At 65.9% G+C, this 20,992-nt stretch carries 19 protein-coding genes; 8 read left to right on the forward strand and 11 right to left on the reverse strand.

Going from position 1 to position 20,992, the window contains the following annotated elements:
- The first annotated feature begins 25 nt into the window (after window positions 1–25).
- The 4 genes from atpA to ABE571_RS12355 all read left to right on the forward strand — a co-directional run bounded on the left by atpA (window position 26) and on the right by ABE571_RS12355 (window position 4,527).
- Window positions 26–1,573 carry a F0F1 ATP synthase subunit alpha gene (gene atpA, locus ABE571_RS12340; RefSeq protein WP_088433869.1) on the forward strand — a complete coding sequence of 516 codons (1,548 nt, stop codon included), beginning with the start codon at window positions 26–28 and terminating at the stop codon, window positions 1,571–1,573.
- A gap of 108 nt (window positions 1,574–1,681) precedes the next feature.
- The gene (gene atpG / locus ABE571_RS12345) at window positions 1,682–2,545 is read left to right on the forward strand and encodes a F0F1 ATP synthase subunit gamma (RefSeq protein WP_176988116.1); all 864 of its coding nucleotides are present in this window, start codon (window positions 1,682–1,684) and stop codon (window positions 2,543–2,545) included.
- Window positions 2,546–2,582: 37 nt separating this feature from the next.
- Complete coding sequence (atpD, locus tag ABE571_RS12350) at window positions 2,583–3,989, forward strand: F0F1 ATP synthase subunit beta (protein ID WP_313209101.1); 1,407 nt, start codon at window positions 2,583–2,585, stop codon at window positions 3,987–3,989.
- A 115-nt stretch (window positions 3,990–4,104) separates the two neighbouring features.
- Window positions 4,105–4,527 (forward strand): F0F1 ATP synthase subunit epsilon, encoded by a 423-nt coding sequence (locus ABE571_RS12355; RefSeq protein ID WP_019183637.1) that lies wholly within the window; start codon window positions 4,105–4,107, stop codon window positions 4,525–4,527.
- A 64-nt stretch (window positions 4,528–4,591) separates the two neighbouring features.
- Here ABE571_RS12355 and ABE571_RS12360 read toward each other — a convergent pair whose 3' ends face one another.
- Window positions 4,592–4,975 carry a GtrA family protein gene (locus ABE571_RS12360; RefSeq protein ID WP_313219537.1) on the reverse strand — a complete coding sequence of 128 codons (384 nt, stop codon included), beginning with the start codon at window positions 4,973–4,975 and terminating at the stop codon, window positions 4,592–4,594.
- A gap of 85 nt (window positions 4,976–5,060) precedes the next feature.
- Here ABE571_RS12360 and glmU point away from each other — a divergent pair, with 85 nt between their 5' ends.
- Entirely contained in the window at window positions 5,061–6,425 is a 1,365-nt protein-coding gene (gene glmU, locus ABE571_RS12365; RefSeq protein WP_346493785.1) for a bifunctional UDP-N-acetylglucosamine diphosphorylase/glucosamine-1-phosphate N-acetyltransferase GlmU, read from the forward strand.
- A 63-nt stretch (window positions 6,426–6,488) separates the two neighbouring features.
- Here the strand turns inward: glmU and ABE571_RS12370 are convergent, their stop codons facing one another.
- The 7 genes from ABE571_RS12370 to ABE571_RS12400 all read right to left on the reverse strand — a co-directional run bounded on the left by ABE571_RS12370 (window position 6,489) and on the right by ABE571_RS12400 (window position 14,287).
- Entirely contained in the window at window positions 6,489–7,856 is a 1,368-nt protein-coding gene (locus ABE571_RS12370) for an ATP-binding protein (RefSeq protein ID WP_313209104.1), read from the reverse strand.
- Window positions 7,853–9,193 (reverse strand): sigma-54 dependent transcriptional regulator, encoded by a 1,341-nt coding sequence (locus ABE571_RS12375; protein WP_313209105.1) that lies wholly within the window; start codon window positions 9,191–9,193, stop codon window positions 7,853–7,855. The genes ABE571_RS12370 and ABE571_RS12375 overlap by 4 nt, the downstream gene beginning before the upstream one ends.
- A gap of 79 nt (window positions 9,194–9,272) precedes the next feature.
- A complete protein-coding gene (locus ABE571_RS12380) occupies window positions 9,273–9,701 on the reverse strand; it encodes a PDZ domain-containing protein (protein ID WP_313219538.1) in 429 nt (142 codons plus the stop codon).
- A 1-nt stretch (window position 9,702) separates the two neighbouring features.
- On the reverse strand, window positions 9,703–10,923 hold the full coding sequence (locus tag ABE571_RS12385) for an FtsX-like permease family protein (RefSeq protein WP_313209107.1): 1,221 nt from the start codon (window positions 10,921–10,923) through the stop codon (window positions 9,703–9,705).
- Window positions 10,924–10,939: 16 nt separating this feature from the next.
- Complete coding sequence (locus ABE571_RS12390; protein WP_313209108.1) at window positions 10,940–12,244, reverse strand: ABC transporter permease; 1,305 nt, start codon at window positions 12,242–12,244, stop codon at window positions 10,940–10,942.
- An 8-nt stretch (window positions 12,245–12,252) separates the two neighbouring features.
- Window positions 12,253–12,978, reverse strand: coding sequence for an ABC transporter ATP-binding protein (locus ABE571_RS12395; protein ID WP_176988123.1), 726 nt, complete (start codon window positions 12,976–12,978; stop codon window positions 12,253–12,255).
- Window positions 12,979–13,021: 43 nt separating this feature from the next.
- A complete protein-coding gene (locus ABE571_RS12400; protein ID WP_313209109.1) occupies window positions 13,022–14,287 on the reverse strand; it encodes an efflux RND transporter periplasmic adaptor subunit in 1,266 nt (421 codons plus the stop codon).
- Window positions 14,288–14,491: 204 nt separating this feature from the next.
- Here ABE571_RS12400 and glmS point away from each other — a divergent pair, with 204 nt between their 5' ends.
- Together glmS and ABE571_RS12410 are read left to right on the forward strand one after the other, a co-directional pair.
- Window positions 14,492–16,333 (forward strand): glutamine--fructose-6-phosphate transaminase (isomerizing), encoded by a 1,842-nt coding sequence (gene glmS, locus ABE571_RS12405; RefSeq protein ID WP_346493786.1) that lies wholly within the window; start codon window positions 14,492–14,494, stop codon window positions 16,331–16,333.
- A 330-nt stretch (window positions 16,334–16,663) separates the two neighbouring features.
- Complete coding sequence (locus tag ABE571_RS12410) at window positions 16,664–17,095, forward strand: CBS domain-containing protein (RefSeq protein WP_176988126.1); 432 nt, start codon at window positions 16,664–16,666, stop codon at window positions 17,093–17,095.
- Between the two features lie 59 nt (window positions 17,096–17,154).
- Here the strand turns inward: ABE571_RS12410 and ABE571_RS12415 are convergent, their stop codons facing one another.
- The 3 genes from ABE571_RS12415 to ABE571_RS12425 all read right to left on the reverse strand — a co-directional run bounded on the left by ABE571_RS12415 (window position 17,155) and on the right by ABE571_RS12425 (window position 20,433).
- Window positions 17,155–18,603 (reverse strand): UdgX family uracil-DNA binding protein, encoded by a 1,449-nt coding sequence (locus tag ABE571_RS12415; RefSeq protein WP_346493787.1) that lies wholly within the window; start codon window positions 18,601–18,603, stop codon window positions 17,155–17,157.
- Window position 18,604: 1 nt separating this feature from the next.
- A complete protein-coding gene (locus tag ABE571_RS12420) occupies window positions 18,605–19,924 on the reverse strand; it encodes a putative DNA modification/repair radical SAM protein (RefSeq protein WP_313213027.1) in 1,320 nt (439 codons plus the stop codon).
- Between the two features lie 74 nt (window positions 19,925–19,998).
- Window positions 19,999–20,433: a VOC family protein gene (locus ABE571_RS12425; RefSeq protein ID WP_313213026.1), complete on the reverse strand. Its 435-nt coding sequence runs from the start codon at window positions 20,431–20,433 to the stop codon at window positions 19,999–20,001.
- A 182-nt stretch (window positions 20,434–20,615) separates the two neighbouring features.
- Between ABE571_RS12425 and ABE571_RS12430 the strand changes: the two genes are divergently transcribed.
- Window positions 20,616–20,978, forward strand: a complete 363-nt coding sequence (locus tag ABE571_RS12430; protein ID WP_313213025.1) for a hypothetical protein — start codon at window positions 20,616–20,618, stop codon at window positions 20,976–20,978.
- Window positions 20,979–20,992 lie beyond the last annotated feature (14 nt).

Raw genomic sequence — 20,992 nt, forward strand, 5'->3', positions numbered from 1 at the left:
TGATCGCCGGCACTAGGACTTGACGATGGCAACCACGCTCAACCCCTCCGAAATCAGCGAACTGATCAAGAACCGCATCGAGAAGGTCAAGCTGGCCGCGGAATCGCGCAACGAAGGCACCGTGACCAGCGTGTCCGACGGCATCGTGCGCATCTTCGGTCTGGCCGACGTGATGCAGGGCGAAATGATCGAACTGCCGAACAACACCTTCGCACTGGCCCTGAACCTGGAGCGCGACTCGGTCGGCGCCGTGGTGCTGGGTGATTACCAGAACCTGCGCGAAGGCGACGTCGCCAAGACCACCGGTCGCATCCTGGAAGTGCCGGTCGGTCCGGAAATGCTGGGCCGCGTCGTGAACGCGCTCGGCGAGCCGATCGACGGCAAGGGCCCGATCGCGGCCAAGGCCACCGCGCCGGTGGAGCGCGTTGCTCCGGGCGTGATCTGGCGCAAGTCGGTCGACCAGCCGGTGCAGACCGGTTACAAGTCCGTCGACTCGATGATCCCGATCGGCCGCGGCCAGCGCGAGCTGGTCATCGGTGACCGCCAGACCGGCAAGACCGCCCTGGCCATCGATGCGGTGATCAACCAGAAAGAAACCGGCATCAAGTGCGTGTACGTCGCGATCGGCCAGAAGGCGTCGACCGTGGCCAACATCGTGCGCAAGCTGGAAGAGAACGGCGCCCTGGCGCACACCGTGGTGGTCGCTGCGACCGCGTCCGAATCGGCCGCGATGCAGTACATCAGCGCCTACTCGGGCTGCACCATGGGCGAGTACTTCATGGACCGCGGCGAAGACGCGCTGATCGTGTACGACGATCTGTCCAAGCAGGCCGTGGCCTACCGCCAGATCTCGCTGCTGCTGAAGCGTCCGCCGGGCCGTGAAGCCTACCCGGGTGACGTGTTCTACCTGCACTCCCGCCTGCTCGAGCGCGCTGCCCGCGTGTCCGAAGAGTATGTGGAAAAGTTCACCAACGGCGCCGTCAAGGGCAAGACCGGCTCGCTCACCGCGCTGCCGATCATCGAAACCCAGGCCGGTGACGTCTCGGCGTTCGTGCCGACCAACGTGATCTCGATCACCGACGGCCAGATCTTCCTGGAAACCGATCTGTTCAACTCGGGCATCCGCCCGGCCGTGAACGCCGGTATCTCGGTGTCGCGTGTCGGTGGTGCGGCCCAGACCAAGATCATCAAGAAGCTGTCCGGCGGCATCCGTATCTCGCTGGCCCAGTACCGTGAGCTGGCGGCGTTCGCGCAGTTCGCCTCGGATCTGGACGAAGCCACCCGCAAGCAGCTTGAGCGCGGTCAGCGCGTCACCGAGCTGATGAAGCAGAAGCAGTACGCCCCGATGTCCATCGCCAACCAGGCGCTGTCGATCTACGCCGTCAACGAGGGTTACCTCGACGACGTGCCGGTCAACAAGCTGCTGGCGCTGGAAGAAGGTCTGCATGCCCACTTCGCCAACACCCAGGGCGAGCTGATCAACAAGATCAACGCGACCGGCGGCTGGGACAACGATATCGAGGCTGCCTTCAAGAAGGGCATCACCGAGTTCAAGACCACCGGCAGCTGGTAATACCGGTCCTGTAGAGCGGAGCGTTGCTCCGCTGGGCTGAAAGCAGCGGAGCAACGCTCCGCTCTACGTCAAACGCGGGGCCTGTGCCCCGCGCCACGGGAAGAAGAGATGGCAAGCGGACGCGAAATCAAAACCAAGATCAAGAGCGTGCAGAACACCCGCAAGGTGACGCGTGCGCTCGAAATGGTCTCGGCCTCCAAAATCCGCAAAGCGCAGGAGCGGATGAAGACGTCGCGTCCGTATGCGCAGGCGATGAAGCAGGTGATCGGTCACCTGGCCCAGGCCAGCACCGACTACCAGCATCCGTTCCTGGTCCAGCGTGACGAGGTCAAGCGCGTCGGTTACATCGTGGTCTCGTCCGACCGCGGTCTGGCCGGCGGCCTGAACAACAACCTGTTCCGCAAGATGCTGGGCGAAATGCGCCAGTGGCAGGACAAGGGCGCCGACATCGACGTGGTCACCGTCGGCCAGAAAGCCTCGACCTTCTTCCGTCGCGTCAAGGTCAACATGGTCGGCACCGTCACCCACATGGGCGATGTGCCGCACCTGGAACAGCTGATCGGCGTGATCAAGGTGATGCTCGATGCGTTCACCGACGGCAAGGTCGACCGCGTGTACCTGGTCTACAACCGCTTCATCAATACGATGACGCAGAAGGCCAGCTTCGATCAGCTGCTGCCGTTGCCGGCTGCTGAGAAGCAGGTCGCGCATCACGACTGGGACTACCTGTACGAACCCGACGCTGCGACCGTGCTTGAGCACGTGATGACGCGTTACGTCGAGTCGCTGGTGTACCAGGCCGTGCTGGAAAACGTCGCGTCCGAGCATGCAGCCCGCATGGTCGCGATGAAGTCGGCCAGTGACAACGCGAACAAGCTGATCGGAACCCTGCAGCTGGTCTACAACAAGGCCCGCCAGGCAGCGATCACCCAGGAAATCTCCGAAATCGTCGGCGGCGCGGCAGCAGTCTGACGCGCACAGTCAAAGCACACATTAGAGGATTGCAGCAATGAGTCAGGGCAAGATCGTTCAGATCATCGGCGCCGTCGTCGACGTCGAATTCCCCCGCGAGTCGGTGCCGAAGGTGTACCACGCGCTGAAGGTGGACAACACCGAAATCACGCTGGAAGTGCAGCAGCAGCTGGGCGACGGCGTGGTCCGTTGCATCGCGCTGGGCTCCACCGACGGCCTGAAGCGCAACTTGGTCGCCACCAACACCGAACGCGCCATCTCGGTGCCGGTCGGCGCGGGCACGCTGGGCCGCATCATGGACGTGCTGGGTCGCCCGATCGACGAAGCCGGTCCGGTCACCGCCAGTGACACCTGGGAAATCCATCGTTCGGCCCCGTCGTACGAAGACCAGTCCCCGGCCACCGAGCTGCTGGAAACCGGCATCAAGGTCATCGACCTGATGTGCCCGTTCGCCAAGGGCGGCAAGGTCGGCCTGTTCGGCGGCGCCGGCGTCGGCAAGACCGTCAACATGATGGAACTGATCAACAACATCGCCAAGGCGCACAGCGGTCTGTCCGTGTTCGCCGGCGTGGGTGAGCGTACCCGTGAGGGCAACGACTTCTACCACGAGATGAAGGACTCCAACGTCCTGGACAAGGTCGCGATGGTGTACGGCCAGATGAACGAGCCGCCGGGCAACCGTCTGCGCGTCGCGCTGACCGGCCTGACCATGGCCGAGTACTTCCGCGATGAGAAGGACGAAAACGGCAAGGGCAAGGACGTGCTGCTGTTCGTCGACAACATCTACCGCTACACCCTGGCCGGTACCGAAGTGTCGGCACTGCTGGGCCGTATGCCGTCGGCCGTGGGTTACCAGCCGACCCTGGCCGAGGAAATGGGCGTTCTGCAGGAGCGCATCACCTCGACCAAGAACGGCTCGATCACCTCGATTCAGGCCGTCTACGTGCCCGCCGATGACTTGACCGATCCGTCGCCGGCCACCACGTTCGCCCACCTGGATTCGACCGTGACCCTGTCGCGTTCGATCGCCTCGCTGGGTATCTACCCGGCCGTGGATCCGCTCGACTCGACCAGCCGCCAGATGGATCCGCTGGTCATTGGCCACGAGCATTACGACACCGCCCAGCGCGTCCAGCAGACCTTGCAGAAGTACAAGGAGCTGAAGGACATCATCGCCATCCTGGGCATGGACGAACTGTCCGAAGAAGACAAGCAGGCCGTGACCCGCGCCCGTAAGATCGAGCGCTTCTTCAGCCAGCCGTTCCACGTGGCCGAAGTGTTCACCGGTTCGCCGGGCAAGTACGTGTCGCTGAAGGACACCATCCGTGGCTTCAAGGCCATCGTCGATGGCGAATACGACCACCTGCCGGAACAGGCGTTCTACATGGTCGGCAGCATCGAAGAAGCGGTCGAGAAGGCCAAGAAGATGGCTGAAAAGGCCTGATGCGGCGGGGACGGGCGACACGCCCGTCCCGACCCGTCACACGGGGTGGGCGCAGGCCCACCGCTGAGGACATCCTGCGGTGGGCGCGAGCCCGCCCTAAAGCGAGAAGAGTTTCATGAGCACCATCCGTTGCGACATCGTCAGCGCCGAGCAGGAAATCTTCCGTGGTGAGGCGACCCTGGTCGTGGCCACCGGTGAGCTGGGTGAGCTGGGCATCGCGCCCAAGCACGCCCCGCTGATCACCCGTCTGAAGCCGGGCAAGGTGGTGGTGACCACGCCGAGCGGCGAGCAGATCGACTTCGCCATCTCCGGCGGCATTCTCGAAGTGCAGCCGCAGGTCGTGACCGTGCTGGCCGACACCGCGATCCGTGCCCAGGACATCGACGAAGCTTCGGTCCGCAAGGCCAAGGAAGAAGCCGAGCGCATCCTGGCCAACCGTGGTGAAGCAATGGAAGTGGCGGAAGCGCAGCAGCGCCTGGCGGAAGTGTCCGCCCAGCTGCAGGCGCTGGAGCGCCTGCGCAAGAACCTCAAGCACTAAGCGGGGCGGCGCGACGGCGCCATCCGCAAGGGGGAAAACGCCGGCTTGCCGGCGTTTTTTTTTCTCAGCGGAAGATCAGCGTCCGCATCAGCAGGAATGACAGCCCGGCCAGCCCGCCCTCCACCAACGGTTTGGCCAGCCACGCATAGCGCAGCCCCAGGTGCTCGGCGGCCAGGGTCACCAGCAGCGTGCTGATCGCGGTCAGCACGGCCCACAGCAGCAGGAAGCGTGCAAAGCGTGGCCAGCCCAGACGATGCTCGCCATCGCGGGCAAACGTGTAGCGGCCATTGAGCCAGAAGCCGAGCAGCATGCCGCTCACGCGCCCCAGCAGGTTGCCGGGTGCCGCTGGCATTCCCAGTGCGGTGGCAGCCACGAACACGGCCCAGTCCAACACCAGCTGGACCAGGCCGACGACGAGATAGCGGCTGCCTTGGCGGAGGAGACTCACGTGCACTCCGGGTGCGGACAATCCCACATGTTAACGAGCGTCGCACTAGAATTCCCATCAACGATACCCGGAACGTGATCTACCCATGACCCAGCCCCTGCACGTGATCATCCTGGCCGCCGGCGCCGGCAAGCGCATGAAGTCGGCCCTGCCCAAGGTGCTGCAGCCGATCGCCGGCCGCCCGATGCTCGCCCACGTCATCGAGACCGCGCGTCAGCTGCAGCCTGAAGCGATCCACGTGGTGTACGGCCATGGCGGCGAAGCGGTGCGGCAGGCATTGGCCGATCAGCCCGATCTGCGCTGGGCGGAGCAGAGCGAGCAGCTGGGCACCGGGCATGCCGTGCTGCAGGCCATGCCGGAAGTGCCGGATGCGGCAACCGTTCTGGTGTTGTACGGCGATGTGCCGTTGATCCGCGGCGAGACGTTGCGCCACCTGTTGTCGCAGCCGGGCCGCTTGGCCGTGCTGGTGGCCGAGGTCGCCGATCCGACGGGCTACGGGCGCATCGTGCGCAATGCCGAGGGCAAGGTCGGGGCGATCGTCGAGCAGAAAGACGCCACCGACGAACAGCGCAGCATCCGGACCATCAATACCGGCATCATCACCGCCGAATCCACGGCACTGCGCCGTTGGTTGTCGCAGCTGTCCAATGCGAACGCGCAGGGCGAGTACTACCTGACCGACATCTTTGCCGCGGCGGCCAGCGATTACACGCCGGCCGAGATGGCGTTCGTGCAGGACCCGCAGGACGCCGAAGGTGCCAACGATCCATGGCAGCTGGCCCAGCTTGAACGCGCCTGGCAGCTGCGCGAAGTGCGTGCGCTGTGCGCGCAGGGCGCACGCGTACTGGACCCGGCACGGCTGGATATCCGTGGCACCGTCACGGTCGGCAGCGACGTGCAGATCGACGTCAACGTGATCCTGGAGGGACGTGTGGTGCTGGGCGATGGCGTCAGCATCGGCGCGTTCACCCGGCTCAAGGATGTTTTCCTGGCCTCGGGCACCGTGGTCAAGCCGCACTGCGATCTGGAGGGCGTGGTCAGCGAAGGTGCGGCAGACATCGGTCCGTTCGCGCGGCTGCGCCCCGGCACCGTGCTGGGGGAGGGCTCGCACGTGGGCAACTTCGTGGAAACCAAGAAAGTCGTGCTCGGTGCCGGCAGCAAGGCCAACCACCTTACCTATCTGGGCGACGCGGTGATCGGCAGCAAGGTCAACATCGGTGCGGGCACCATCACCTGCAACTACGACGGGGTGAACAAGTCGCAGACCACGATCGGCGATCGTGCCTTCATCGGATCCAACAGCTCGCTGGTCGCGCCGGTCGTGATCGGGGAAGGCGCAACCGTCGCCGCTGGCTCGGTGATCACCCGCGGCGCCCCGGCGGACAAACTGACCGTCGCCCGCGCACGTCAGGAAACCATCGACGGCTGGAAGCGCCCGACGAAGAAGTAGTGCCGGCCGCTGGCCGGCAACCAGGCGATCCCGGGGCCACGACGGTGCCGCCCAGCGGCCGGTCTACCGGGCGTCAGCCGGCAGGAACACCGCCACGCACAGACCGCCCTCGCGGCGGTTCTGCAGCGAAATGCGGCCACCATGCGCTTCGACGATCTCACGGGTCAGCGCCAGGCCGAGCCCGGTGCCGTTGCGCTTGGTCGAATAGAACGGCATCAACGCGTTCTGCAGCACCGCCTCGTTCATGCCCTTGCCGCGATCCAGTACTTCCAGCCGCAGCCACTGGGGCAGGCGGGTCAGGCGGACCTCGACGTCGTCATTCGGCGGCTCGGCCTCGCCACACGCTTCATGGGCATTCTTGAGCAGGTTCAGCAGCGCCTGCCCGAGCTGGGCGATGTCCACGCGGCTCTGCAGATCGTCGGGTACCTCCGCCATCCGGAACGGAATCTGGTGCTGCAGCCCGCCCAGGAACAGGTTCCACTGTACGGTCTGCAACTGCGGCTGTGGCAGCTTGGCGAACCGCGCATAGCCGCGGATGAAGCCTTCCAGATGACGCGCGCGCTCCTCGATGGTGGCGAACACCTCTTCCAGCCGCTCGGTCTTGCCGCGCCGGACCAGCTCGCCACCGGAATGCGCCAGCGAGGCGATCGGCGCCAGGGAGTTGTTCAACTCGTGGCTGATCACCCGGATCACCTTCTTCCAGGTCTGCACTTCCTGGCGGCGCAGTTCGGCGGTCAGCAGGCGGATCAACAGCAGATCGTGCGGGCGGCCGTTGAGATGGAAGTTGCGGCGTGACAGGTGATAGATCTGCTCGTCGTCCTCATCGCGCTCATCGTCGCTGTCCTGGCCTTCGCCACGCACCGCGAAGAGGCTGTCGCCCCCGCGGGCGATGGCGTCGCGCAGCTCGATCGGCATCGTCGCCATGACGTCGTCCATGCGCTGGCCCTCCAGCTTCCAACCGTTGTGCAGCAACTTGCGCGCCGCCAGGTTGGAAAACACCACGCGCTGCACGCCGTCGCCCCCGTGCGCCAGCAACAGCATCGATACCGGCGTGTTCTGCACCATGGTGTCCAGCAGCAGCTCGCGCTGGACCAGGTCCTGGCGCTGCGCACGCAGCACATCGCCCAGTTCGCGGTGGGCCTGGACCAGATCGCCCAGCTCATCATTGGAGGGCCAATAGATGCCGAAGTTGTATTCACCGTCGCGGTAGCTGCTGGTGGTGCCGGACAGGGCGCGCAGCAACGAGCGGATCGGTGCGGTCGCGCGGCGCAGGCTCCACCACATCAGCGCCAGCAGCACGACAACCGAAATGCAGGTGACCGCCCAACCATGGTCCAGCCAGAACGCCAGATACCACGGGAATGCAGCTGCCAGTGCCAGGACCGGCAGCAGCCGCAGGAACAGCCGGAAGGTGAACGAGCGCCGCTTCATTCGCGCGGGATGCCGTAACGGTCCATGCGCCGGTACAGCGCCTGGCGGCTGAGCCCGAGTTCGGCAGCGGTCTGGGCAATGATGCCGTGGTTATGCGCCAGTGCGGTTTCGATCCGGCTGCGGTCCGGGTCCACGGCCGGGCTGGCCGCGCGCGGGGCCGCGGCGCGCGGCAGGTTGAGATCGCCTGCCTCGATGCGCGGTCCCGTCGCGAACAGTTGGGCGCGCTGCAGCACGTTGCGCAGCTCGCGCACATTGCCCGGCCAGGCATGCCGCTGAAGCGCGGTGGCCGCCGCGGTGGACAGTGGCTTGCCAGTGTCCAGGAAGCGTTCGGCCAGCGGCAGGATGTCGCCGGGGCGGTCGGCCAAGGCCGGCAGCGCCAGCTCGACAGTGTTGAGGCGGTAGTACAGATCCTCGCGGAACTGGCCATCGCGGATCATCGTGGGCAGATCGGCGTTGGTCGCGCTGATGACGCGGACCTTCACCTGCCGCTCGCGGTTGGAACCCAGCCGTTCGAAACGGCCGGTTTCCAGCACGCGCAGCAGTTTCATCTGTCCACTGGCAGAGAGATTGCCGATCTCATCCAGGAACAGGGTGCCGCCATCGGCGGCCTCGAACTTGCCTTCGCGTGCCTTGTTGGCACCGGTGTAGGCACCGGCCTCGGCACCGAACAATTCCGCCTCGATCAGCTCGGACGGAATCGCGCCGCAGTTGAGCGCGACGAACGGCCCCTTGGCCACCAGCGAGTTGGCCTGGATGATCTCGGCGATCTTCTCCTTGCCCGCGCCGTTGGGGCCGGTGATCAGCACCGGCAGTGCCGAGCGTGCCACCTGGCAGGCCAGGTTGACCACGCGCTCGCTGGCCGGATCGGCCACCACGGCGCCGCGCAGGTCGTAGCGGGCCTCCAGCGCCGAGCGATCGCGTTGCTCGCGGTCGCGGCGGCGATCGAGTTCGCGGCGGGTTTCGGAGAGCTCCAGCAGGTTGTTGACCGTGATCAGCAGCTTGCGGTCGTCCCATGGCTTGGCCAGGTAGTCCGCCGCGCCCGCCTTGACCAGATCGACCGCGCTGCTCAGATGTGTCCAGGCGGTCAACAGGATCACCGGCAGGTCCGGATGACGTGCACGGATCTGCTGGAACAGGGCTTCGCCTTCTTCGCCGGAGGTGGTGTCCTCGGTGAAGTTCATGTCCTGGATCACCAGGTCCACCGGCTGTTGTTCCAGCAGCGCCAGCCCCTGCTCGGGCGAGAGCGCGTGCAGGGTATCGATGTCGTGCAGCGAGAACAGCACGTCGAGTGCGGTGCCGACGCTGGCGTTGTCGTCAATGATCAGGATCGAGGGCATGCGGCAACGTAGGACCGGAAGTGGAATCAAGAGTACCGGAGCGCCGGGCCAAGGGGCAGATGGCCCGGCGTGGCAGGCCTCAGCCGCCGGCGCGTGGCGGCGTTGCGGGCTGGGGGATGGGCGGTGTCTCGACCGCCAGCACCTCGCTCCAGGCGGCGGTGTCGACATCCACGGTCACCTGGTCGCCCTTGCGCAGCACGACGACGGGCACCCGGGTGGCCTTGTTGCCAACCAGCGCATGGGTGAGGTCGGCCATGCGCCGGACGGGCTGGCCATCCACGCGCAGGATCCGGTCGCCGCTGCGCACACCGAAGTAGCTGCTCGGTTCGGTGGTGGTGACGCGCACGATGCCATCCCGGGCATCCACCACCAGATGGTGGCCGGCGTCACGCCACTCCAGGCGTGCGGTATCGGTCTGGGTGGCGGCCAGCGCAGGTGCGCTGGCCAGCAGGAGGGACAACAACAGGGTCGTGATCCTGGTCTTGGTCTTGGTATTGGTCTGGCGCATTTCAGGCACTCCGGGTGGCAACGGCAGGGGGGACGGCGGCGGCGCGACGGGCCGGGCCGAAGACAGCGATCTGGCCCAGCAGCCACAGCAGTACCGCGCCGATCGGCAGGTAACTGATGGGCATGCGTGGCAGCTCGTAGTTGTTCATCAGCCACAGATTGATCGTGTAGGCCATCAACATGCCCAACACGATCCCAACCGTGGCCAACAGGAAGTTCTCGGTCTGGAAGTAGCGCAGGATCTGGCTGCGGGTCGCGCCCAGCGCCCGGCGGATGCCGATCTGCTTGGTGCGCTGCTGCACCCAGAAGCTGGCCAGACCAACGATGCCCAGTGCCGTCACCACCAGCAGGGCAACGCACACGGTGATCAGCAGGCCGACCATGGCGCGGTCGTTGGCGAAGTACTTGTTGCGCTGTTCCTCGTAGGTGGATTTGCCGCGGATCAGCCGGCTCGAATCGACACGTTCCAGTGCCGTCACTGCTGCCTTGATCACCTCGTCCCGACGCGCGGGATCGGTGACACGGATCAGGTAGAAGCCTTCGTCGTAGGTCGCCCGCAACGGCAGCATGATCGAATACTGGATGTCGCCGCCAACCGGGTTCGGGCGGGCCAGCACCTTGACGATGCCGACGATGCGCAGCGGCATGGAACCGCTGTAGACCGTCTTGCCCAAGGCATCACCGCCGGGGAACATCTTGTCGGCAATCGCCTTGGTGACGATGATCGCCGAGCCCGTTTTTTCGGCGTTCTCGTCGGTCAGGGCATCCGCTGCGTCGCGGTATTCGTCGCTCTGGAAATCACGGCCGGCGATCAGCTCCACGCCCAGTGTCTCCAGCGCGCCTTCGCGGGCGAAGTACTGGGAGGTGCTCAGCGTCGAGCGTTCCTGGTTGGGGGTCAGCCCCAGGCCCGTGTTCCAGGAGCTGTTGCGGAACGGAATCTGGTTCAACGTCACGGCACTCTTGACGCCCGGAATGGCCTGCAACGCCGCCAGGTCTTCGCGGGTGCGCGCGGCCGCATTGACCTGGGTGCCGATGCCGCCCAGGCGGACTTCGATCAGTTCGGTCTCGGCGATGCCGCTGGGCTGGTTGATCTTCTCGATGCGCTGCCCGATCAGGAACAGCGCATTGCAGACGATGGCGCAGGTCAGGGCGATCTCGAGCACGATCAGCGACGCGGCGGTTTTATGCCGGCGCAGGGTGGAGAGGATGGGACGGATATCCATGGTGTGCTCCGGATCCTTACTGCGATTTGAGTTGGATGGCGGGCGCGACCTGCATGGCGCGCAGCGCCGGCAGGAAACCGGCCAACAGGCTGGCGACCAAGGTCAGCGCGAAGGTCATCAGCAGCATCTGCCCATCCAGCGTGGCCAGCTTGGCGTAGTCCACCGGTTGCTGGCGCACCGCGTACAGTCCCAGCATCGCGAGCACCAGGCCGAGCAGGCCGCCGGCCAGGCCGACCGTACCGGCCTCGATGAGCGACTGCAGGAAGATCTGGCCGCGGCTGGCACCCAGCGCCCGGCGCACGCCGATCTCGCCGCTGCGGCGCAGGAACTTGGCCAGCAGCAGGCCCACGGTATTGATCAGGCAGACCAGCAGGAAGCCCATCGCCAACCACAGCTGCAGGCGCACGTCACCGGGGACCACCTTCTTGTAGTCCAGCCACTCCATGACATTGCGCAGACGGACGTTGTTGGGACGCTCGAAGCGGCCGGCCGCACGCTGCTGGTCGGAGTAGTTCTCCAGGTAGCGGCGGTACTCCGCAGCTTGCCCGGCGTTCTCCAGCTCCACCCAGTACTGGATCCAGGTGCAGCTGGCGGTCGGGCCGGTCGGATCGGGCTCGTTGCGGCGGCCGAAGCAGTCCATGCTGCCGCTGCGGTCGAACTTCAGCTCGATGGCCGTGGTGAAGGGAACGAACACATCTTCGCTGTCGCCATAGCGACCGGTGTTGAGATCGTAGAAGTGCGGGTTGGGGTGCCACTCGTCCAGAACGCCCACCACGGTCATCGTGTTGCCATTGATGCGCAGTGACTTGCCGACGCTGTTGGCGCCATCGAACAGCTTCTGGTTGAGTGTCTTCGTGATCACCGCGACCCTGCCGCGGCCCTCGTCATCGGATTCCTTCCAGCCCTGGCCGTACTGGAACGGGGTATCGAACATCGGGAAGAAGTCGCCCGAGGTGTAGCGAGAATCCGTGACGAACGGACGCAGCGTGCTGCTGTCCGGCTCGATGGTGACGCCGCCACCGGTCATCATCGCCTGGCGCTTGGCATGCTTCTCGCTCAGCAGTCTGGTGGCATCGAAGCGGGTCAACTGGTCGGCCGGTTCTTCGCCAGGCTGATAGCCAAGCGCCGACTGTGGATCAATCTGCACGCTGAAGAGCCGGTCGCTCTTCTGCGGAATCGGATCACCGGACAGCACGTGGAACACGGTCAGCGTGGTCATAGACGCGCCGATGCCCAGCGCGATGGCGATCACCATCAGCGCGGTCAGCACCTTGTTGCGCCGGAAGCTGCGCAGGGCCAGTCGGAAGTAGTAAGCGATCATGGCCGGCCTCAGTCGTTGGCGATGGCAGCGGCAACCGCGGGGCGCGGCGTGGAAAGCACCGGGTCGCGCAGCAGGTCGGTGACCTGGCCGTCGACGATGTGCACGTTGCGCTTGGCACGGGCGGCCAATTCGGGATCGTGGGTCACCATCACGATCGTGGTGCCCTTGGCATTGATTTCTTCCAGCAGCTCCATGACGCCACGGGCCATCTGGCTGTCCAGGTTGCCGGTCGGTTCATCGGCCAGCAGCAGGCGCGGGCTGCCCGCCAGCGCCCGCGCGATCGCGGCGCGCTGCTGCTGACCACCGGAGAGTTCGGCCGGGTAATGCTTCATGCGCGAGCCCAGGCCCACCTGGGCCAGCGCGTGCTCGATGCGCTCCTTGCGCTCGGCAGCGGGCATGCCGCGGTAGCGCAGCGGCACATCGACGTTGTCGAACAGGTTCAGATCGGAGATCAGGTTGAAGCCCTGGAAGATGAAGCCGATCTTCTGGTTGCGCAGGCGGCTGCGCGCGTCATCGCCGAGCTGGCTGACGTCCTGGCCATCGAGCAGGTAGGTGCCGCTGGTGAAGGTCTCCAGCAGGCCGGCGATGTTGAGGAAGGTGGTCTTGCCCGAACCGGACGGACCGGTCACGGCGACGAACTCGCCTTCGCGGACATGCAGGTCCAGCGACCGCAGGGCGTGGGTTTCCACCTGTTCGGTGCGGAAGACTTTGGCGACCGAGCGCATTTCAAGCATGGCTGTTTTCCTTTGAAAGTCGAGAGGATCGAAAGGGACTGAATCAGTTGATGGAGACGCGCTCGGCATCGCCGAACAGATCGCTGCCGGACACCACGACGCGATCGCCGGGCTGCAGGCCAGAGAGGATTTCCACTTCGCCCAGGCTGCTCACACCGAGCTTGACCGGGCGACGGACCGCACTGCTGCCGTCCATGACGTAGGCGTAGCCGTTGCCCTGTTCGACGAACGGGCCGCGTTCGATCTTGAGTGCGTTGCGGCGGGTATCGAGCAGCACGCGGGCCTGCATCCGCTGGCTCTGGCGCAGGCCCTGCGGCTGCTTGTCGGCGAAACGGATGCGGGCATTGACCTCGCCGGCGACCACTTCCGGGGAGACGGCGGAAATCTCGCCGGCGAACTGGCCGCTGCCGCCGGTCAGCTGCGCAGGCATGCCGATCGTCAGCTCGCGGGCGAAACTCTCCGGCACCTTGATCTCGATCTCGAAGCGCGACAGGTCGACCACGCCCAGGATTGGCGCATTGGCGACCACGTTGGTGTGCTGGGTCGCCTGCACCTGGCCGACCTGGCCATCGAACGGCGCACGCAGCGTGAGGGCGTCGACCTGGCGCTCGACCTCGGTCACCACCGCACGCTGGCGGTCGGCGAGCAGGCGCTTGTTGCGCGCATCGAGGTCGGCGCCCTGGGCCTTGAGCAGGGCGTCCTTGCGGGCATGTTCGAGCTGGATGTCGCTCTTCTTGACCGTGTCTTCGGCCTTGGCGACATCGACCTGCGGCACCGCGCCCCCATCGAAGCCACGCTTGTAGCGTTCCAGATCGCGCACGGCCGCCTGGCGTTCGATCACCGCCTGGTCGGTATCCTTCTGGGCCGTGGCGCGCGCCAGGGTCGCATCCAGGGTGGCGCGGCTCGCCTCGGCCTGCAGACCGGCCAGGGTGGCCTGTTCCTGGGCCAGCTTGCTGCGCAGTTCGGGGCTGTCGATCACGGCCAGTTCCTGGCCCTGCTTGACCACGTCACCGGCCACCACCTTCAGGTTCACGTTGCCGGCGGAGATCGCATACAGCACCGGGTTGTTGGCCGCGATCACGCGACCGTCCGCGGCGATGTCGCGGACCATGTCGCCGCGGGTGACCTCGGCCACCCGGACACGGGCGCTGTCGAACGAGCGGCTGGCACCGAGCCAGGCGCGGGCGGCGAAGCCGATCGCCAGCAGCACGACCAGCGCGGCGACCGCCGGCCACAGCCAGCGCTTCCACGGGGCGGGCGCGGCATGCGAGGAAAGGGTCTGGTCCTGGGCGGAAGTGTCGCGGATCATGGGGCTCGTTCGCGGTTGGGTTGTGAAGTACCAAAGCAGACTTCGTGCCAACTTTTCACCCTTTGAAAACAAGGGGTTGCGATCGGGGTGGCGTGTCCGCGTGTCCGCGGACACCGGACCGGACACTTTCGTTAAGCGGACAGCGCCCAAGCGTCCGGGGCCGCCGCGCTAGAATGCGAGGCTAACCAGCAGGGATCTGAATCTATGTGCGGCATTGTGGGAGCGATCGCGCATCGCGACGTGGTACCGGTACTCATCGAAGGCCTGAAGCGACTGGAATACCGGGGCTACGACTCGTCGGGCATTGCCGTGATCGACACCACTGCCGCCGAAGCTGACGTCCGCCGTGTGCGCCGCACCGGCCGCGTGGCCGAGATGGAGAAGGCCGCCACGAGCGAAGGCTTCCAGTCGCTGCTCGGGATCGGCCACACCCGCTGGGCCACCCACGGTGGCGTGACCGAGGCCAATGCGCACCCGCACATCAGCCACGGCGTGGCGCTGGTGCACAACGGCATCATCGAGAACCACGAAGAACAGCGCGAGAAGCTGCGCGGGTTGGGCTACACCTTCGAGTCGCAGACCGACACCGAAGTGATCGCGCACCTGATGCACCATAACCTCAAGGAAGGCGACAGCCTGCTGTCCGCGCTGCAGCGCACGGTCAAGGAACTGACCGGCGCCTACGCGCTGGCGGTGATGAGCCGTGCCGAGCCGGATCACTTCGTGTGTGCGCGCATGGGCTGCCCGCTGCTGATCGGCGTGGGCGAGGGCGAGAACTTCGTCGCCTCCGACGTCTCGGCGATCCTCCAGGCCACCCGCTCGGTGATCTTCCTGGAAGAGGGCGATACCGCCGATATCCGCCGCGATGGCGTGCAGGTGTATGACGAGCACAACCAGCCGATCGTGCGTGACGTGCACCTGTCCGATGTGTCGCTGGCCTCGCTGGAGCTGGGCCCGTACCGCCACTTCATGCAGAAGGAAATCCACGAGCAGCCGCGCGCGCTGGGCGACACCATCGAAGCGGCGATCGATGCCGGCGGTTTCCCGGCCACCCTGTTCGGCAAGAATGCCGAGGGCGTTCTGTCGGATATCGAAGGCGTGCAGATTCTTGCCTGCGGTACCAGCTATTACGCCGGGCTGACCGCGCGCTACTGGATCGAGGCAATCGCCGGGCTGCCGTGCAGCGTCGAGATCGCCAGCGAATACCGCTATCGCGCGGCCTACGCGAATCCCAAGCACCTGATCGTCACCATCTCCCAGTCCGGCGAAACGCTGGATACGATGGAGGCGCTCAAGTACGCCAAGTCGCTCGGCCACCTGCACACGCTCTCGATCTGCAACGTTCCCGAGAGCGCGATCCCGCGTGCCAGTGAACTGGTCTGCTACACCCGTGCCGGTGCCGAGATCGGTGTCGCGTCGACCAAGGCCTTCACTACCCAGCTGGCCGCGCTGTTCCAGCTCACCGTGGTGCTGGGCAAGCTGCATGGCCGCATCGATGCCGCCCAGGAAGCGGACTACCTGGAACAGCTGCGCTTCCTGCCGGGCAGCGTGCAGCATGCGCTGAACATGGAGCCGCAGATCGCCGCGTGGGCCGAGCGCTTCGCGCGCAGGAACAGCGCGTTGTTCCTGGGCCGTGGGCTGCATTACCCGATCGCGCTGGAAGGCGCGCTCAAGCTCAAGGAAATCTCGTACATCCACGCCGAGGCCTATCCGGCCGGCGAGCTCAAGCATGGCCCGCTGGCGTTGGTGGATGAAGAGATGCCGGTGGTGGTGATCGCCCCGAACGACAGCCTGCTGGAAAAGGTCAAATCCAACATGCAGGAAGTGCGTGCCCGCGGCGGTGAGCTGTTCGTGTTCGCCGACCAGGACAGCAACTTCGTCGAGTCCGAAGGCGTGCATGTGATCCGGACGCCGCGCCATGCCGGTGTGCTGAGCCCGATCGTGCATACGATTCCCGTGCAGCTGTTGGCCTATCACACCGCGCTGGCCCGCGGGACAGACGTGGACAAGCCGCGCAACCTGGCAAAGAGCGTGACGGTGGAGTGATGTGTCCGCCGCCGAGGCGGCGCTGACGCGTATCGAGGGTGGTCCTGCGGGGCCACCCTTTTTTTGTGCGCCACCCATGGGGTGGCTCTACGCGGCCGTCGGCACTGGAACTTTAGTCGTGCCCTGCGGCGGCATTCAGCGACGGTTTTACCGGCGGTGCCATTCTCAGGGTCGTCCCCCGCTTCCACGACGAACCGTCCCAGATTTGCAAACTCTTGGGCCAGGGTGCGGACGTAGAATCGAATGACCGAGGACCGCGTGGCGATGCCACCGACCTCGCTGCAACCAGGCGCATCTCTCGACTTCAGTAACCTGTAACAGGAAACAAGAATGAACGTCCGCGAACTCCTGCAATCCAAGAAAGAAGCCATCGTCACCATCGATGTGGAAGACACCATCGGTGCCGCGGCCCACAAGATGAGCGCGCACAAGATCGCCGCCCTCGTGGTGATGAAAGACGATGCACCGGTGCGTATCGTGTCCGAGAAGGACATCGTGCGCAGCCTTGCGGAGGATGGTCCCCAGGCGGGCAGGCGGGTCATTTCGACGCTGCCGTCGGCAGGGCTGGAAGGCATCGGTCCCGACGCGAGCCTCAAGCAGGCGATGGCGCTGATGACGTACTCCCGCCATCGTCATCTGATGGTGACCGAAGGCGCCACGCTGGTCGGCATCCTGAGCCTGGGCGATATCGTGAAGAATCTGCTCAGTGAGCTGGAGCTGGAAAAGGCGGTCCTGCAGGACATCTACATGGCGGCGCACTGACGCTGCCCTATCTGCGTTGACGGGCATTGCCGGCCATCGGCCGGCAACCTCATGCGAGGTCAACGTGTACGTTGGACCTCGACCAGGTGCTGGAGGTCGTCCTTCAGCAGCCGATAGGCGCCCTCGCGCGCTGCATCGCCGGTCTGCCGCAGTACCCACGACGGATGCACCGTGGCAAACGCCCGCGTGCCGTCGTCCAGCACGTGCCAGCGTCCGTGGTTCTCCATCAGATTGAAACCGGCCCCGAACACGGCCGTGGCCGCGCTCGCCCCCAGGCAGACGATTACCTGCGGTCGCACGTTCTCGATCTCGCCCATCAGCCACGGCCGACACGCGTTGATGTGGGTCATCTGCGGCTTACTGTGGATGCGCCGCTTGCCGCGCCGCTCGAAACGGAAGTGCTTGACCGCATTGGTCAGGTACAGCGCGCTGCGCTCGATGCCGAGCTCACGTAGCGCACGATCCAGCAGCTGTCCGGCCGGGCCGACGAACGGGTGGCCGCTGAGGTCCTCGCTGTCGCCGGGTTGTTCGCCGACCAGCATGATCGATGCATTCGGTGGACCTTCACCGAACACCGTCTGCGTGGCCGGTTCCCACAGCGGACAGCGGCGGCACGCCGCGGCGGCATCGCGCAGCGCGTCGAGCGTGGCAGGCGTCGTCTCTGTGGCCGGCGCCGGTGCCGCGATGGCCTGGGGAATGCGCCGCCGCGGGGCCTGCGCTTCACGGTCGTGCATCTCCTGCACCCGGTCACCGGCATCACGCACCAGCTGTGGCAGCAACGAGGCTTCGGGCAGGTGCTTCCAGTATCTGGCGGGCATCTCCTGCTGCATCATGCGCGTGTTGAGCCGGGCCGGATTGAAGATGTTGGCGTAGTAGGTGCGCCACAATTCTTCGCGTGCGTCTTCCATCGGCGCATCGCTCTGGTGGCCGCCCGGACCGAACGACAGCTGCTGCCCATCCCAGTGCACGCTGCGGTACGGCGTCAGGATCGCCCAGCGCATGCCGGCGAATCGTCGCGCGAAAAACGGTGCGACGCGGTCGACGATCTGGTGATCCGGTTCGAACCAGGCAATGAACGCGTCCTGTTCGCCGGGCACCTCCCGGAAGCGCACGAAGGCCTTCATCTTATGCGTGTCGCGGCGTACCGCCTGGCTCAAGGCCATGGCGCGAAGCACGTCGGCATCGGCGGGGTTGGTGAGCAGACTGCGTTCGCCATGGGTGATGCGCCACAGCATGCGATAGAGCAGGGACATCCGCTGCGGATCGCGGTGGCACAGGCAGGTGGCAGCCAGCTCGACAAAGCTCTTGGGGACATGGACCTGCGGCTCGGCCGGTGGCGCGCTGTCCTCCACCGAGCTCAGCGATGGCGCATCCAGCAGCGACGTCTCGCTGCCAGGCAACCAGTCCAGTTGATCCGGCGCGACCGCGTGGCGCAGGGCCAGGCGCGCGGCGGTGCGCCACGCTTCCAGAGACCACGCCGGGTCGACCCGCACACTCCAGCGCGACATGTCAGTGGGCGGCCGTGTCGGGGAACAACGCACCCTGTCGCGGCGGTGGTGCCAGTCGGGCACGTAGTGCCGCCGGGTCATCCAGTGCACGCCGCGGATGATGGTCGGCCAGCTGCACGAACGGCAGCAGCTTGCTCATCGGCGCACGCAGGCGGGCCACATCGGCCACGCGCAGGCGTCCATGCCGCCGCGCCATCAGTACGCGCTTGACGTTGCGCACGCCGAGCCCGGGCACGCGTAGCAGCAGCTCCTTGGGCGCGATGTTGAGATCGACCGGGAAGCGCTCGGGGTGGCGGATCGCCCAGGCCATTTTCGGGTCGATGTCCAGGTCCAGCATGCCGCCCTGGGTGGCATCGGTGATTTCCTCCACGCCGTACCCGTAGAAGCGCAGCAGCCAGTCCGCCTGGTAGAGGCGGTGCTCGCGTGCCAGTGGCGGTGCCTGCAGGGGCAGCGCCTTGCTCGCATCGGGAATGGGGCTGAAGGCGGAGTAATAGACGCGGCGCATCCGATAGTTGCCGTACAGATTGTCGGCCGCGCTGAGGATCTGGTTGTCGCTGGCACCGTCGGCGCCGACGATCATCTGGGTGCTCTGCCCGGCCGGCGCGAAGCGGGGCGCGCGGGCCCGGCGGCCGCGCAAGGCCGGCGCGGGGGGCGCTGCGGCGGCTGCCGAGGATGATGGCGCGTCAGGGTCCGGATGTGACGTGCGCGCTTCCTTGGCTTCCTCGATGCGCCAGCGCAGCTCGCCCATCGCGCCGCGGATCGACGGCAGGGATTTCTCTGGCGCGAAGCTGGCCAGCCCTGCCTCGGTGGGCAGCTCGATGTTGATCGACAGCCGATCGGCATGGCGACCGGCAAGCGCAAGCAGTTCCGGGGAGGCTTCCGGAATGGTCTTGAGGTGGATGTAGCCGCTGAACCGGCGTTCTTCGCGCAGCACGCGCGCGATCTCCACCATCTGCTCCATGGTGTAGTCGGCATTGCGGATGATCCCGCTGGAGAGAAACAGCCCCTCGATGTAGTTGCGCTTGTAGAAGTCCATCGTCAACGCGACCACTTCCTCCACGCTGAAACGCGCCCGCTGCACGTTGCTCGATACGCGGTTGACGCAGTACGCGCAGTCGTAGATGCAGAAGTTGGTCAGCAGGATCTTGAGCAGCGACACGCACCGGCCATCGGGCGTGTAGCTGTGGCAGATTCCCATCCCCTCGGTACTGCCGATGCCGCCGGATGCACGCGAATCGCGCTTGCCCGCGCCACTGGAGGCGCAGGACGCGTCGTACTTCGCGGCATCGGCAAGGATGGCCAGTTTGCGGATCGTCTCCATGGAAAGACCGTACCGAGGCACGATCTCATCCAGTGAGACGCATCAGATAGTCCCTGAAGAATTCAGGTTCCGACTCAGCCTTCGAAGGTCACTTTCACCGAGTCCGCGCTGTAGGTGGCCGGCCCATGGAACACCACTTCGATGTTGTTGCCATCCGGATCCAGCGCGAACGCCGCGTAATAGCCCGGGTGGTAAGGGCGCTCGCCCGGGGCGCCGTTGTCCTTCCCACCGTTGGCCAGCGCCGCCTGGTGGAAGGCCTCGACCGTGGCGCGGTCGCGCGCCTGGAAGGCGAGGTGGTGGCGCCCGGTGAGCTGGCCCAGCGCCGCGTCGCTGTCCGGCGTGGAGATGAACAGTTCGTCGGCCCAGAAGTAGGTGTCGCCTTCGCCGGCGATCGGAATGCCGATCGTGTCGAACACGGCCTGGTAAAAGCGGCGGCTGGCGGCAAGATCCCGGACCACCAGTTGCAGGTGATCGAGCAGGCGGCCGCGGTGCAGTTCCATCGTTTCCATACCGGCTCCGTTGGGTGGTGGGACGGGGCGCAGATATACCACCGGACGCAGCGCGACGCATCGCGGCGATGTCGATCTTGCTGACTGAGCGCAGCGGTCTGTCGGCCACGGCCCTTCCGCCGGCCCGCGCGCTGACCTACGCTGCGCGCTGACGTCATGAACGCGCAGGCGGAGGAGGCACGATGCTGTGGATGGTGATGATGGCGCAGGCGCTCGCCGGCGACGTGGGTTATGAACAGGTGCGTGCGTTGGCGCAGCGCGATGAAGCCAGTCTGGCGCCGGCGGCCTACACAGAAATGGTGGACAGCATGAGCCGGGTCGGAGGTGCCAGCTTTACGCGTTGCCTGCCGACCCCCGCGCCGGAGACGCTCGCCGCGTTCACGGTGGTGCTGCAACTGGATGCGCAGGGCAGGGTAGTGCGGACCTGGCGCGAAGGCGATGAGGCGGTCGCGCGCTGCGTGGACGCAGGATTTGCCGGGAAAACGTTGTTCGTACCACCCAAGGCGCCGTTCCATGCGGCCTTCGAGTTCCAGGTCCAGCCGTAGCCGCCGCGACGCGC

The sequence above is a fragment of the Stenotrophomonas sp. TWI273 genome, assembly GCF_039674765.1.
In the GTDB taxonomy this organism is placed as follows: domain Bacteria; phylum Pseudomonadota; class Gammaproteobacteria; order Xanthomonadales; family Xanthomonadaceae; genus Stenotrophomonas.

Bases quoted from the DNA above. Each gene is read 5' to 3' on its own strand.
- ABE571_RS12375 (WP_313209105.1), bottom strand. From the start codon at position 9,193: ATGCCCTCGATCCTGATCATTGACGACAACGCCAGCGTCGGCACCGCA.
- atpG (WP_176988116.1), top strand. From the start codon at position 1,682: ATGGCAAGCGGACGCGAAATCAAAACCAAGATCAAGAGCGTGCAGAAC.
- glmU (WP_346493785.1), top strand. From the start codon at position 5,061: ATGACCCAGCCCCTGCACGTGATCATCCTGGCCGCCGGCGCCGGCAAG.
- ABE571_RS12385 (WP_313209107.1), bottom strand. From the start codon at position 10,923: ATGGATATCCGTCCCATCCTCTCCACCCTGCGCCGGCATAAAACCGCC.
- ABE571_RS12430 (WP_313213025.1), top strand. From the start codon at position 20,616: ATGCTGTGGATGGTGATGATGGCGCAGGCGCTCGCCGGCGACGTGGGT.
- glmS (WP_346493786.1), top strand. From the start codon at position 14,492: ATGTGCGGCATTGTGGGAGCGATCGCGCATCGCGACGTGGTACCGGTA.
- ABE571_RS12415 (WP_346493787.1), bottom strand. From the start codon at position 18,603: ATGTCGCGCTGGAGTGTGCGGGTCGACCCGGCGTGGTCTCTGGAAGCG.
- ABE571_RS12355 (WP_019183637.1), top strand. From the start codon at position 4,105: ATGAGCACCATCCGTTGCGACATCGTCAGCGCCGAGCAGGAAATCTTC.
- ABE571_RS12395 (WP_176988123.1), bottom strand. From the start codon at position 12,978: ATGCTTGAAATGCGCTCGGTCGCCAAAGTCTTCCGCACCGAACAGGTG.
- ABE571_RS12380 (WP_313219538.1), bottom strand. From the start codon at position 9,701: ATGCGCCAGACCAATACCAAGACCAAGACCAGGATCACGACCCTGTTG.
- ABE571_RS12400 (WP_313209109.1), bottom strand. From the start codon at position 14,287: ATGATCCGCGACACTTCCGCCCAGGACCAGACCCTTTCCTCGCATGCC.
- ABE571_RS12410 (WP_176988126.1), top strand. From the start codon at position 16,664: ATGAACGTCCGCGAACTCCTGCAATCCAAGAAAGAAGCCATCGTCACC.
- ABE571_RS12425 (WP_313213026.1), bottom strand. From the start codon at position 20,433: ATGGAAACGATGGAACTGCACCGCGGCCGCCTGCTCGATCACCTGCAA.
- atpD (WP_313209101.1), top strand. From the start codon at position 2,583: ATGAGTCAGGGCAAGATCGTTCAGATCATCGGCGCCGTCGTCGACGTC.
- ABE571_RS12370 (WP_313209104.1), bottom strand. From the start codon at position 7,856: ATGAAGCGGCGCTCGTTCACCTTCCGGCTGTTCCTGCGGCTGCTGCCG.
- ABE571_RS12420 (WP_313213027.1), bottom strand. From the start codon at position 19,924: ATGGAGACGATCCGCAAACTGGCCATCCTTGCCGATGCCGCGAAGTAC.
- ABE571_RS12390 (WP_313209108.1), bottom strand. From the start codon at position 12,244: ATGATCGCTTACTACTTCCGACTGGCCCTGCGCAGCTTCCGGCGCAAC.
- atpA (WP_088433869.1), top strand. From the start codon at position 26: ATGGCAACCACGCTCAACCCCTCCGAAATCAGCGAACTGATCAAGAAC.